Below are 13,289 nucleotides of genomic sequence, written 5' to 3'. Positions count from 1 at the left end.
CCGGGCTGTTGATGTCCACATGGGGCTGGGCTCTGGCCGCACGCTCGGCCTGAGCAGCCTGGTCAACCATGGCCAGTTTTTCGGCGCTCATGGGGCGAGGTCCTTTTCAGTCAGTAACTGTTGCGTCAATGCATGGTTGAGGTTGTCCAGACGCTGATGGGGTGTGACGCCGGGTTCGGTCAGTAGCTGCCGATAGACGCCATGCTCCGAACCATCGGGGAAATCCCTGCCCAGCACGGCCGGCAATCGAGACCAGATCAGTACTTCATCGACGGCGCTGAAACCGCTGCGCGCGGCGCTCGACTGACAGTCCGATGCCCATTGCCGCAGCGCGCAGACGTCCAGGGACTTGAGCGATCCGGGAAAGTGGCGCCGAACGTGCTCGATCAGTTGCCGGTCGAAAGACTCGCGCCTCGCGGTGTCGAGGTGATCGAGCTGCTCGGCTGCCAGACCCAGCCAAGGCTGCTGCGCATAGGGGATTGCCGGTTGCGCGGCTTGCTGACGGATCTCCAGGCCCGGCAAACGGATCAGTCGAATCGGCCCCATCAGGCGATCCCGCTCAAGGAAGGGCAAATCCGCCAGCCAGGAGGCTGTGACGCGTGGATCGTAGAAGCGGAAAAAAACCGTCGCGCCTCCTTCGACCCGTGCGTGGACCAAACCACGCAGATGCTCCAGCACCTGAAGTTCGTCGGCCTCCGACTCTAGCCAGATACCCGCTGTCGCGCTCCACGCCTGCCAGAACACCCGTTCCAGCGGGCTGTCAGGCAGAACTTCCGTCAACAACGGCCCGACACTGTCCAGGTCGCTGTAAGCGGTGTGCCGATAAAGCGAATGAACCGACGCGCGGCCCGTCAGCTCGAACAGGCGATCGGCAAGGTTGGCGATCTGGATTCGATCCAGTAACAGATAAGCCCGGCTCATGCGCCCACCTGCGCCAGTTTTTCGCACACGGCGCACACTGAAGAGGCCTGCTCGGCGGCCTGGGCCAGCGCGACCTGTTGTGCGGTCACGGACAACAAGACCTGCGCGTGCTGTTCCTCGGGCACCGCCGCCAACGCTGTCTGCGCAACCACGCCTGCCACCGGCGCACCGCCCTCGACGATGGCGACACTGCTGAAGATCCCGCCCGAATTGATCACGATGTGATGACCGCCTGCCGTCAGCGTCAAGCTAGCGCCGGCATCGATCACCACCTGGCTGGCGGTCACCCGTGCATGCGGGCCGGCCTGAATCACCAGCGTGCCGCTGGCCGTGGTGCTGCTGTTGCCGCTGATGCTGAGCAGGTCATCGGTGCCGATGACCGTGTTGCGCGTGCCGTCGGTGGTGTGCCGTTCATCAGCCTTGATCAGGCTGACGCTGTGCTGGTCGACCTGCTCGAAACGGTCGCGGCGGATCTGGCTGCGGCTGTCGTTGAGGATCAGTTGCTCGAAGTCGCGCTCGGCGCGCAGGTAGATTTTTTCCTGGCCGGCGCGGTCTTCGATCATCAGTTCGTTGTAGCCGCCGGTGTGCGGTGTGCTGTGACTGCGCAGCACGGTTTTGCTTTTGTTATCCGGCAAGGCATAGGGCACCGAGTTGACCTTGTTGGCCACGCAACCGGTGATCAAAGGCCGATCAGGGTCGCCCTCCAGAAAGGTCACCAACACTTCCATGCCGATGCGCGGGATCGTCACCGAACCGAAGGCTTCACCGGCCCAATTCGACGAGACCCGCAGCCAGCAACTGCTGCGTTCGCTGTTGAGTTCGGCGCGATCCCACGGGAATTCGCACTTCACCCGGCCGTATTCGTCGCAGTAGATCTCTTCGCCGGAGGGGCCGGTCACCCGCGCCGTTTGCGCGACCAGCGGTCGGCGTCGCGGTGGCAGAGCAGGACGAAACACCACCTCGGCAGGGATCACACTGAACGTGTTGCGATAGCCCTGGGTGAAGCCGTCAGTGTCTTGAGTGTCACCGGTGACCGACTCCTCAAGAACTTGCGGCTGCTTCCCGGCATGGCTGACGCTCACCAACAACCACAGTTCATTGCAGCTTTGGCGCGGGTGCTCGGTCAGTTCGAAGAGATGGCCGCAGCGCAGATTGGCCTGATCGCTTTGCCCCTCGCCCAGTTCATAGTCGCTGCGATGGCGCTCAAGGGCCTGACGCGCCAGTTGCTTGCCGCGCCGTTCATTCTCGATCAACAGCGGATAGCGATAGTCCTCCAGCACTGGGGTGAACTCGGCGGTGAAACGGCTTTCGAGCAACAGGCTGGGGCGCTTGAAGTCGTAGTCGCGGCGGGTGACGGTGCTGGTTCGTGTGCGGTTACGCAGGCTGAAGCGGCTGACCACCGAGTGCTCGGCGACCATGCCCGAATCCTGCTGGTACGGCGTGGAGCCAAGCTTGGGCAGGAACACCTGATCATCGGTAAACACCAGCAAATGGCCATCCGCCGAATGCTGGTGATGCCAGGCGATGCCCTCCTCTGCGCACAGACGCAGGATGAATTCGAAGTCCGATTCCCCGTACTGGGTGCAGTAGTCACGCGGTGGATTCGTCACGACATGAAAGCGAAATGCATCGCCTTGAATGCCATGCCCCTTGAGCACGTGCGCGATGATCTGCGGCACCGTGCGCTGTTGAAAAATCCGCTGATCGTGGCTGAACTGGAGGTAATAGAGGGCCGGCACCAGCGTCAGGTGATAGCGGGTCAGCCGTTTGCCCGACTCGCCAGCCATCACCTCGTCGATGTGCCCGTGAAGGCCTTCGCCGTTATGGCCGAACTGCAAAAACGCCGGTTGGCCGAGCAGACGCCCCAGGTCGAAATCGGGATGCTCGCTGACCAGTTCAACGTGGATGCCGTAAAGCATGCTGATGGTTTCGGTGCCGCTGAAAGCCAGCACCTTGAAGTCATGACGAACAGCGGGAATCTGCAACGCGAAAGGCGCGGCACTGACCGACCGGAACATACGCTTATCCTTAAGCAATGAGGAAAAGAAGCGCGATGTCCAAACCGTCCGTGGTCTGTGCTCGCGAAAACTGGCGGGCACACTAACAAAGCAGGAAATGGCCGAATGTAGGAGTGGTCTTTAAACAAGGAAGGACGCTTCCCAAGTCGGTAAACCTGTCCGGACAACGCCCACAAAAAAACCGACATGACTGTCGGTTTCTTGTGGGTTGTGAGTGGAGCGGCGAACTATTTCATCAGCCGGCCCAACCCTTCCAGCAACCGCTGCAACGCCCCCTGATTGCGGCGCATCACGTCCAGCCCCGCCTCGGCCATGCGCTGCGCATCCCGGGGCAGCTCGAACAGGCGCTGCACTTCAACCGCCAATCCTTCGGCATCGTCCACCTCGGCCAATGCCCCGGCGCTGCGCAGCTGCGCGGCGATGTCGAGGAAGTTGAACAGGTGCGGGCCGCTGATCACAGGCTTGGCCAGCGCCGCCGGCTCCAGCAGGTTGTGCCCGCCGTTGGGCACCAGGCTGCCGCCGACGAAGGCGCTGTCGGCCAGGGCGTACAGGAACAGCAGTTCGCCCATGGTGTCGCCGAGCAGCACCGACGTGCCGGCCTCGACATTCGCGCCCGTGGAGCGGCGCACCGTGGCGAAGCCCTGCCCTTGGCACAGTTCGAACACAGCGTTGAAACGTTCCGGATGACGCGGCACCAGGATCAGCAGCGCATCGGGATGGTTGGCCAGCAGGCGACGGTGGGCGTCGAGCACCACTTCGTCCTCGCCGACGTGGGTGCTGGCGGCGATCCACACCGGACGCTCCAACGCCTGCCACTGCCCGCGCAGTTCGGCGGCGCGCTGCAGCAATTGCGGGTCGACGGTGAGGTCGAACTTGATTGAGCCGGTGACCTCGACCGTCTCCGGCCGCGCGCCCAGGTCGCGGAAACGCTGGGCCTCGGCCTCAGTCTGCACGGCGAACAGGCTCATCTCGGCCAGCATCGGCCCGGTGAGTTTGCCGAACCGCGCATAGCCCTTGGCCGAACGCTCGGACAGCCGCCCGTTGGCCAGCGCCACCGGTATCCCGCGCTTGGCGCACTGGTGGATGTGGTTGGGCCACAGTTCGGTTTCCATGATCACCGCAAGCTTGGGCTGCGCACGGTCCAGGAAACGCGCGGCCGCGCAGGGCAAGTCATAAGGCAGGTAGCAGTGCTGGATGCGCGGCTCGTCGGCGAACAGGGCGCGGATCCGCTCCGAACCGGTCGGGGTCATGCAGGTCACGGTGATCGGCAGCTGCGGATAACGCTGCAGCAAGGCGCGGATCATCGGCGCGGCGGCGATGCTTTCGCCCACCGACACCGCGTGCACCCAGATCCCGCCGTGCCGCAGCGCCGGCATCTCGTAGGAGAAACGCTCGCCGATGCGTTTGGCGTAGGCCGGCGCCTTGCGCGAACGCAGCCACAGCCGAATCGCCACCAGCGGCAGCCCCAGGTAAAACAGCGCGGAGTAAAGAGTTCTATTCATGGCGGCGCAGTCTATCGGCTTTTGTCGCCGATCGCCCGCAAGTGCACGGCAAATCGTTCGGCCAGCCAACGGGCCGCCGGCCCCAGCGGTTCGTCGCGGCGCCAGACCAGCTCCACCACCAGCGCCGGCGGCGTCCATTCGCTGTCGAGTTCGACCATCAGGCCCTGGTACGCCGAATACTGCACCACATGGCGCGGCAGCCAGGCCCAGCCCAGATCCCGCACCAGCCATTCGGCCATCACGTAGAAGCTGTCGGCCCGCCACACCTGCGGGCTGGCGGGCTCGTTGCCGGGGTAGACGCTGGTCTGGGTCGACATGAGCAACTGCCGGTGCTGCGCCAGTTGCCGGGCATCGACGTACGGCTGCGCCGCCAGCGGATGGTTGACGCCGCACACCGTGACCATGTCGACGCTGCCCAGCACCCGGCGCTCCAGCGCTTCGGGGATTTCATCGTGATAGAACAACAGCCCCAGGTCGGCGCGGCGCTCCACCAGCTTGCGCGCCACTTCGCCCTGGGCGGCGCTGGTCAGCTGCACTTCCAGGCTGGGGAACTGCTCGGCCAGCGCGCCGAAACTTTCCACCAGGGCCTGATAGGGCATCGCCTCGTCCTGGGCCACCCGCAGTTGCGCTTCCTCACCGCGCATCATCGCGATCGCCCGGCCGTTGAGGCGCTCGCACTGGCGCAGCACTTCCCGGGCGTCCTCCAGCAGCGCCTCGCCGGCCTCGGTGAGGCTCGGCTGACGCCCGCTGCTGCGCTCGAACAGGCTGACGCCCAGGTCATCCTCCAACTGGGCGACCGCGCTGCTGATCGCCGACTGCGCCTTGCGCTGCCGGCGCGCCACGGCGGAAAACGAGCGCTGCTCGGCGACGTCCACGAAGACCCGCAACTGATCCAGGTTCCATTGCATGTTCATTGCGCAACCCATCTTCAAAACAGATAGGTAATGACTTTACCGCATCCGGGCAATCCCTAAAATGCGGACTCGTAAAGCAACGTTTCACATGAGGATCGAACCATGACCGCCTACGCCTACCTGGCCATTGCCATCTGCGCCGAAGTGATCGCCACCGTCTCGATGAAAGCGGTCAAGGGATTCAGCACGCCCCTGCCGCTGCTGCTGGTCATCGTCGGCTACGGCATCGCCTTCTGGATGCTGACCCTGGTGGTGCGCAGCGTGCCGGTGGGCGTCGCCTACGCGGTGTGGGCCGGCATGGGCATCGTGATGGTCAGCGTGGCGGCGCTGTTCATCTACGGGCAGAAGCTGGATATCCCGGCGATGCTGGGCATGGCGCTGATCGTGCTGGGCGTCGTCGTGATCCAGCTGTTCTCCAAGACCGCCGGCCACTGACGGCGAACCCGTGGCGAGCAAGCGCGCTCGCCACGGGAATCTGTCTGGGCTTGCAGACGGATGATCAGCAGCAAATCCCCTTTTCCCCGAGTCTGTATACTGCGCCCTCGTCTTGAACACTGAGGTCGTCGCATGCCATCCACAATTTCCACCGACGTGCTGATTGTCGGCGCCGGTGTCGCCGGTCTCTGGCTCAACGCGCGCCTGCGCCGCCAGGGCTTTTCGACCGTGCTGGTGGAAAGCGCCAGCCTCGGCGGCGGGCAGAGCGTGAAGTCCCAGGGCATCATCCACGGCGGCGCCAAGTACGCGCTGCACGGCGCCCTGACCGGCGCCTCGGAGGCCATCGCCGACATGCCGCGCCGCTGGCGCGAAGCGCTGGCCGGTGACGGCGAGCTGGACCTTGCCGGCGTGCGCCTGCTGTCCGAGGCCCATTACCTGTGGTCGCCGGGCACCCTGGCGGGCAACCTCACCAGTTTCTTCGCCAGCAAGGCCGTGCGCGGGCGGGTCGATCAGGTCAAGGGCGAGCAACTGCCGCCGGCCCTGCAGGACAAGCGCTTCAAGGGCAAGGTCTACCGCCTGGCCGAACTGGTGATCGACGTGCCGAGCCTGATCGCACGCCTGGCGGAACTGGCGGGCGACGGTCTGCTGTCCGGCCAGAAGATCGAGCCGCTGCTGGAGAACGGCGCGCTGGTGGGCCTCAAGGTGGACGAACGCGAGATCCGCGCCCAACGCATCGTCCTCAGCGCCGGCGCCGGCACCGCCGACCTGCTGGCGGCGCTGGGCCTGAGCCAGCCGGCCATGCAGACCCGCCCGCTGCACATGATCATGGTCAAGGGCCCTGGCCTGAAGCCGCTGTACGCCCACTGCCTGGGCGGCGGCACCAAGCCGCGCATCACCGTGACCACCCACCCGGCGGCCGACGGCCAGTGGGTCTGGTACCTGGGCGGCGACATCGCCGAAGCTGACGGCGTGGCCCGCGAGCCGGCCGAGCAGATCGCCACCGCACAGAAAGAGCTCGGCCAACTGCTGCCGTGGATCGACCTCGGCAGCGCGCAATGGGCGACCCTGCGGGTGGACCGCGCCGAGCCGCTGCAGACCGGCCTGACCCGCCCCGACAACGCCTTCCTCGCCGAACAGGACCGCCTGCTGGTGGGCTGGCCGACCAAACTGGCCCTGGCGCCGGACTTCGCCGACCGGGTGCTTGCCGCCCTGGAGCGCGACGGCATCAAGCCGGGCGCCCCCACCGCCCTGCCGGCCCTGCCCAAGCCGCCCCTGGGTGTGCCGGCCTGGGAGCAATTGCTGCCATGAGCCAAGCGACCCTGCACGATCTCCACCGCCCCCTGGGCAGCACCGGCCTGAGCGTTTCGCCGCTGGGCCTGGGCACGGTCAAGCTTGGCCGCGACCAGGGCGTGAAATACCCCAACGGCTTCCGCATCCCCGATGATGACGAAGCCCGCATGCTGCTCAAGCTCACCCGGGACCTGGGCATCAACCTGATCGACACCGCACCGGCCTACGGCCGCAGCGAAGAGCGCCTCGGCCCGCTGCTGCGCGGCCAGCGCCATGACTGGGTGATCGTCAGCAAGGTCGGCGAAGAGTTCGCCGACGGCCAGTCGCGCCACGACTTCAGCGCCGCCCACACGCGGATGTCGGTGGAACGCAGCCTGCAGCGGCTGGAGACCGACTTCATCGACCTGGTGCTGGTGCATTCGGACGGCAACGACATGGCCATCCTCGAAGGCTGCGAAGTGTACGCAACCCTTGCGGCGCTCAAGGCCGAAGGCAAGATCCGCGGCTTCGGCATGTCCGGCAAGACCGTCGAAGGCGGCGTGAAGGCGCTGGAGCAAGGCGACTGCGCGATGGTCACCTACAATCTGAACGAACAGAGCGAAAGGGCCGTCATTGACTATGCTGCTGCCCACGGCAAGGCCATTCTGGTGAAGAAGGCCCTGGCCAGCGGTCACATTTGCCTCGATCCCGGCGTGGATCCGGTGCGCGCCAGTTTTGAGCTGCTGTTCGGGCAGCCCGGCGTGGCCAGCGCCATCGTCGGGACGATCAACCCGCTGCACCTCGCCCACAACGTCGCGACCGTTGCACAGGTCCTTCGTGGTCTCTGACGCCGCCCCGCGGCCTTAAGCAGGAGCCGACATGCCGCGCACGCTCATCAGAAAGAACCCGAGCAATTTCAAGACCCTGCCGCTGTTCGTCGAAGCCACCCCGGAAGGCCTGACCTACCAGAGCGTCGGCAGGCCGCTGAACTTCGCCCAGACCCTGCAGCGGCGGCGGCCGGTCACGGTGCCGGACGCCGAGCGCTTTGCGCTGGAGCTGGCCAACCTCGGGGTTTCGGTGCGCCTGACCCTGCGTTGGCAGAGCCGCGACTACTGGGTACTGGTGCGCCAGCGCCGGCAGGACCGCGGCGATGTGGTGCTGAAGCTGATCTCAGGCTATGTGCCGGCCCATGAGCTGAACCTGCCCTTGCACACGGCCATCCAGGAAATCGCCGAGGAATGCCTGCTGGAGACGCCCGAAGGCTGGCTCGGCGGGCGCTTCAACGACACCTGGCTGCCGGCGCCTTACGCCTCGGCACTGCATTACCGCGAAGCCCTGCCGTTTCGCCTGACGCCGGAGTCCGGCTCGGCGCGGCCGGTGCGCTGCGCCAGCCTGCAACTGATGGAACGCCCGCGGGCCTACGTGCACCTGCCGACCGCCTCGTTGCAGCTGATCTACGACCTGCGCCTGGACGTGCCCAAGGAAGCCAAGAACCTGAGCCTGTTCCATGTGGACGAGCGCCTGGAAGGCGACCAGTTGGTGGCGCGGCTGGACCGCAAGCGTCCGGACCTTTACCTGATGCCGCTGCAGGACGGCGAGCCGCTGGCCGAGCTGTACACACTCAAGAAAGGCCAGCTGCACCCGGCCGGCACCCGGGGCCTGTACCTGGCCGAAAGCTTCGCCCGGCAGGACGGCTGGCTGGTGCGCGATGAGCGGATCCGCTGGAAGGACTGGCTGCGCCAGCAAGGGCTGACCGCGCCCGCCAAGGACACGGGACTGGCCCGGCTGCGGGGCAAGGCGACGCAACTGCTCAAGCGAATCGTGCCGAGCAAGAACGTGGGTTCCTGAAAGCCAAAGACCGCGCCGGCGATGGCTCTTGCGAGCGCATCACCGGCGCGGTCTTTTTCAGGGCTTCACTCGGACTTGCGGATCTTTTCCACGATCGCCGTGGTGGAGCTGTTTTCCACCAGCCCCAGCACCTTCACCGTGCCGCCGTAGGCCTTGACGATGTCGGCGCCGACCACTTGGTCGATCCCGTAGTCGCCGCCCTTGACCAGCACGTCCGGCTTGACCTCGCGCAGCAGGTTTTCCGGGGTGCCTTCAGGGAAGCTGATCACCCAATCCACCGCACCGAGGCCGGCCAGCACGGCCATGCGCCGGTCGACGCTGTTGATCGGACGGCCCGGCCCTTTCAGGCGGCTGACCGACGCGTCGTCGTTGATCGCCACGATCAGACGGTCGCCCTGTGCCCGTGCCTGTTCGAGGTAGGTCACGTGGCCTGCGTGGAGGATGTCGAAGCAACCGTTGGTGAACACGATCCGCTCGTTGTGCGCGCGGGCATCGGCCACCGCCAGCAGCAGTTGCTCCAGCCCCAGTACACCGCGCTCGGAGCCTTCTTCGCGCTGGATCGCGCGGCGCAGTTCCGGGGCGCTGATCGCCGCCGTACCGAGCTTGCCCACCACGATGCCGGCGGCCAGGTTGGCCAGCGCCACCGCATGGGGCAGGTCCTCGCCGGCGGCGATCGCCGCCGCCAAGGTGGAGATCACCGTGTCGCCGGCGCCGGTCACGTCGAACACTTCGCGGGCGCGGGCCGGCAGGTGCAGCGCCGGATGCTCCGGGCGCAGCAGGGTCATGCCGTGTTCGCCTCGGGTGACCAGCAGCGCGCCCAGCTCAAGGTCGTGCATCAGCGCCGCGCCCTTGCTCACCAGTTCGTGCTCGTCGGCGCACTTGCCGACGATGGTCTCGAACTCGCTGAGGTTCGGGGTGATCAGGCTGGCGCCGCGGTAGATCGAAAAGTCCTTGCCCTTCGGATCCGCCAGCACCGGGATGCCCTTGGCGCGGGCGGCCTGGATCAGCGCCTGGTGGTTCTTCAGCGCACCCTTGCCGTAGTCGGACAGCACCAGCACCTTGATGCCTTCGAGCAGGTCGTCGACCTGTGCGCCCAAGGCCAGGGCATCGGTGGCGAACGGTTCTTCGAAATCGATGCGCAGCAATTGCTGGTGCCGGCTCATGACCCGCAGCTTGACGATGGTCGGCTGGTGCGCGATGCGCTGGAACAGGGCCCGCACGCCCGCGCCCTTGAGGCTGTTGCTCAGGCTGTCGGCGGCCTCGTCGTCGCCGGTCACGCCGACCAGCGAAGCCGGCGCACCCAGCGCGGCGATGTTGAGGGCAACGTTGGCGGCGCCGCCCGGACGGTCTTCGATTTGCTCGACCTTGACGACCGGAACCGGCGCCTCAGGGGAAATCCGTGAGGTTCCGCCATGCCAGTAACGGTCGAGCATGACATCGCCGACCACCAAGACAGGGGCTTGATCGAATCGCGGCATGGACAACTTCATGGAGCAACCCACATACAAAATGAACAGGGGCGCGATATTAGCACAGGGTTGGCGAAGGCTTGTGCAGCGGCTGCAACAGGATGAAACAGCTGACTTTTTTGCTCGTTTTTTGAGCACCTACGCCGCCGTAGGCAGGCCGGCGCACGTCACCGTTCACTCATAGCCGAGCAGGTCGTAGTCGCGCTGGTACACCCGCCGCACCAGCCGACGGGTGCGCACCGAGCAGAACTCCCGCGCCGGCATCGGCTGACGCTGGCGGGAGCCGTTGACGTGAGGCAACCGCCCTTCGATCCCCAAATGTTCGCAGACCAGGTGGAAATCCCGCTCCAGATGTTCCTGGTAGCCGATGAAGTCCAGCGCCAGGTGCCCCAGCGAATCGACGAGAAAGTCGGTTTGCGCGGCGAAGTGCAATTGCCGCGGGATCGTTTCGGCGTGCAGCCAGCGGGCGACGAAGTCATCGAAATCGCGGTAGCGCCTGACCAGCCGCTGGGCCCCTTGGTCACGGCTGCCCAGCTCATTGCCCCGCAGAAAGGCATAGGCCGAGTAGGCGCGCTCAAGCGGATCGCGCACAAAGGCGAACTTGTACGCCGCCGCGTAGCGCTCGGGGAACTGCTCTTCGTACCAGTACAGCGGCAGGTGGCCGGGGCGCCAGCCTTCGAACAGCGCCGTGCAGATGCTGCTGCCGGCGCATTTGGGCACATGGATGAACAGGCAGGCACGCTGCTCGAACGCCTTGGGAAAGGCCCGTTGGGCCGACATCGACTTGTTCACCACTTGCCGGTCGACCACCGGCAGGCGTCCCAGCAGGAAGGCGCGCTGGGGTTTGGGCAGCAGTTTCCAGAGATAACGTTGCAGCATGACGGGATCCGCGTGAAGGGGATGGCCCTTCGGTTCAGGTTCTGGGTTCGTTCAGGAACCTTAACAAGCGCGGTGCCGGGATTTATTCCGGTTTGGTCAAGAAGCGTAAAGGAGCGGATACAAACCGGACCGGTGGCGAGGGGAACTGCTCCCTCGCCACCGCAAGGGGTCAGGCGATGTCTTCGGCCGGGGCGTCCAGGCCCATGGCGTTGAGGCGGGCGTAGTAGCCGTTCTGCGCCAGCAGCGACTGGTGGGTGCCGCGCTCGACGATCCGGCCCTGATCCATCACCAGGATCAGGTCGGCCTTCTCGATGGTCGACAGGCGGTGGGCGATCACCAGTGTGGTGCGGCCCTTCATCACTTGATCCAGCGCTGCCTGGATGTGCCGCTCGGATTCGGTGTCGAGCGCCGAGGTGGCCTCGTCGAGAATCAGCAACGGCGCGTTCTTGAGCAAGGCGCGGGCGATCGCCAGGCGCTGGCGCTGGCCGCCGGAGAGCAGCACGCCGTTTTCGCCGACCTGGGTGTCCAGGCCCTGGGGCAGCTGCGCGATGAAGTCCATGGCGTAGGCGTCGCGGGCCGCCTTCTCGATGTCCTCGCGCGGCGCGCCGGCCAGGTCGCCGTAGGCGATGTTGTTGGCCACGGTGTCGCTGAACAGGGTCACGTGCTGGGTCACCTGGGCGATGTGCCGGCGCAGGTTCAGCAGCTTGTATTGCTCCACTTCCACGCCGTCGATCAGGATTTCGCCCTTGTCGTGGTGGTAGAAGCGCGGAATCAGGTTGGCCAGCGTCGACTTGCCGCTGCCCGAACGCCCCACCAGCGCCACCATCTGCCCCGGCTCCGCCGAGAAGCTGATGTCGTCGAGCACCTGACGTTCGGTGCCCGGGTAGGTGAAGCTCAGGTTGCGCACATCGAGACGGCCGCTGACCGAATCGCGCGTGACCGTGCCGGTGTCGATTTCCGGCTCGACGTCCAGCTGTTCGAAGATGCTTTCGGCGCCCGCCACGCCCTTCTGGATGGTCGAGCTGACTTCGGACAGCTGACGGATCGGCTTGGGCAGCAGGCCGGCCAGGGTGATGTAGGCCACCATGTCGCCGGCCGAGGCGTCGCCGCGCAGGAACAGCACCAGGAACATCAGGATCGCCATGGCGGTGTAGATGACCAGTTGCAGCAGCGGCGTGTAGATCGCGCCGGTGCGGGTCATGCGCAGTTGCTTGTCGGTGTTGCCTTGGCTGGCGTCGAAGAAGCGCTTCTCTTCATAGGCTTCGCCGCCGAAGCTGCGCACCACGCGGTAGCCCTGGATGGTTTCCGAGGCGACATGGGTCACGTCGCCCATGGCCAGCTGGATCTTCTTGCTCTGCTTGCGGAATTTCTTGCTCGCGGTGCGCACCATCAAGGCGATGAGCGGCAGGATCGCGACCATCACCAGCGTCAGCCTCCAGTTCATGAACAGCAGCGAGGCGAACAGGAAGACGACGGTCATGCCCTCACGGATTACGACCTTGATCGCATCTGTTGCCGCCCCCGTGACCATCGTCACGTTGAAGGTGATGCGCGAAATCAGGTGGCCGGAGTTATGCTTGTCGAAATAGCGGTTGGGCAGGATCAGCAGGTTGTTGAACAGCTGCACCCGCAGGTCATGCACCAGGCCCAGGGAGACCTTGGCCAGGAAGTAGTTGCCCAGGTAGGAGCCCAGCCCCTGCCACGCGGCGATCAGGATGATCAGCAGCGGCACGGCCTGCAGCAGCTGCAGGTCGCGCAGGTAAGGCACGGAGGGGAACAGCGCCGCCTCGGGGTTGGACAGGCCGTCGACGAAGTACTTGAGGATGTAGCCGAGCATCGGCTGGGTCGAGGCGAAGATCAGGAAACCGACGATGCTGATCAGGAACAGACTGATGTACGGCCTGACGTAACCGAGCAGGCGGAAGTAGATTTTCAAGCTCGATGGGCTTGCGGCGGGACTGGAGTCGGTCATATCACGCAGAAGTCGATAAAAAGGACGCTGACTTTAGCACAGCTTCTTCAGGTCTCTGGCAA

The 13,289-nt window shown here is 65.4% G+C and carries 11 protein-coding genes; 4 read left to right on the top strand and 7 right to left on the bottom strand.

Annotated elements, in window-relative coordinates; translation table 11 throughout:
- Positions 1–87: 87 nt before the first annotated feature.
- The 4 genes from CAG41_RS23100 to CAG41_RS23085 form a co-directional block, all read right to left on the bottom strand.
- On the bottom strand, positions 88–921 hold the full coding sequence (locus tag CAG41_RS23100) for a DUF4123 domain-containing protein (RefSeq protein WP_085707513.1): 834 nt from the start codon (positions 919–921) through the stop codon (positions 88–90).
- Complete coding sequence (gene tssI / locus CAG41_RS23095; protein ID WP_085707512.1) at positions 918–2,939, bottom strand: type VI secretion system tip protein TssI/VgrG; 2,022 nt, start codon at positions 2,937–2,939, stop codon at positions 918–920. The genes CAG41_RS23100 and tssI overlap by 4 nt, the downstream gene beginning before the upstream one ends.
- Positions 2,940–3,166: 227 nt before the next feature.
- Positions 3,167–4,441 (bottom strand): lipid IV(A) 3-deoxy-D-manno-octulosonic acid transferase, encoded by a 1,275-nt coding sequence (waaA, locus tag CAG41_RS23090; RefSeq protein ID WP_085707511.1) that lies wholly within the window; start codon positions 4,439–4,441, stop codon positions 3,167–3,169.
- 11 nt (positions 4,442–4,452) lie between these two features.
- Positions 4,453–5,355, bottom strand: a complete 903-nt coding sequence (locus tag CAG41_RS23085) for a LysR family transcriptional regulator (RefSeq protein ID WP_085585268.1) — start codon at positions 5,353–5,355, stop codon at positions 4,453–4,455.
- Between the two features lie 102 nt (positions 5,356–5,457).
- On the opposite strand from CAG41_RS23085, the gene CAG41_RS23080 reads away from it, so the two are divergent.
- From CAG41_RS23080 to CAG41_RS23065, 4 genes are all read left to right on the top strand, one after another.
- Positions 5,458–5,790, top strand: a complete 333-nt coding sequence (locus CAG41_RS23080; RefSeq protein ID WP_085585270.1) for a multidrug efflux SMR transporter — start codon at positions 5,458–5,460, stop codon at positions 5,788–5,790.
- Between the two features lie 132 nt (positions 5,791–5,922).
- A complete protein-coding gene (locus CAG41_RS23075; RefSeq protein ID WP_085585272.1) occupies positions 5,923–7,098 on the top strand; it encodes an FAD-binding oxidoreductase in 1,176 nt (391 codons plus the stop codon).
- Positions 7,095–7,907: an aldo/keto reductase gene (locus tag CAG41_RS23070; RefSeq protein ID WP_085585275.1), complete on the top strand. Its 813-nt coding sequence runs from the start codon at positions 7,095–7,097 to the stop codon at positions 7,905–7,907. The genes CAG41_RS23075 and CAG41_RS23070 overlap by 4 nt, the downstream gene beginning before the upstream one ends.
- Before the next feature lie 31 nt (positions 7,908–7,938).
- The gene (locus CAG41_RS23065) at positions 7,939–8,907 is read left to right on the top strand and encodes a metal ABC transporter ATPase (RefSeq protein WP_085585277.1); all 969 of its coding nucleotides are present in this window, start codon (positions 7,939–7,941) and stop codon (positions 8,905–8,907) included.
- A 65-nt stretch (positions 8,908–8,972) separates the two neighbouring features.
- On the opposite strand, the gene hldE is transcribed toward CAG41_RS23065, so the two are convergent.
- The 3 genes from hldE to msbA form a co-directional block, all read right to left on the bottom strand.
- A complete protein-coding gene (gene hldE / locus CAG41_RS23060) occupies positions 8,973–10,397 on the bottom strand; it encodes a bifunctional D-glycero-beta-D-manno-heptose-7-phosphate kinase/D-glycero-beta-D-manno-heptose 1-phosphate adenylyltransferase HldE (protein ID WP_085585279.1) in 1,425 nt (474 codons plus the stop codon).
- Between the two features lie 153 nt (positions 10,398–10,550).
- The gene (locus tag CAG41_RS23055; protein ID WP_085585281.1) at positions 10,551–11,255 is read right to left on the bottom strand and encodes a sulfotransferase family 2 domain-containing protein; all 705 of its coding nucleotides are present in this window, start codon (positions 11,253–11,255) and stop codon (positions 10,551–10,553) included.
- A gap of 169 nt (positions 11,256–11,424) precedes the next feature.
- On the bottom strand, positions 11,425–13,227 hold the full coding sequence (gene msbA, locus CAG41_RS23050; protein WP_085585283.1) for a lipid A export permease/ATP-binding protein MsbA: 1,803 nt from the start codon (positions 13,225–13,227) through the stop codon (positions 11,425–11,427).
- Positions 13,228–13,289 lie beyond the last annotated feature (62 nt).

It is taken from the genome of Pseudomonas sp. B35(2017) (genome assembly GCF_002113645.1).
Taxonomy (GTDB): Bacteria; Pseudomonadota; Gammaproteobacteria; order Pseudomonadales; family Pseudomonadaceae; genus Aquipseudomonas; species Aquipseudomonas ekonensis.
The sequence above is the reverse complement of the archived record's forward strand: the minus strand, read 5'-3'. Positions and strand labels throughout refer to the sequence as shown.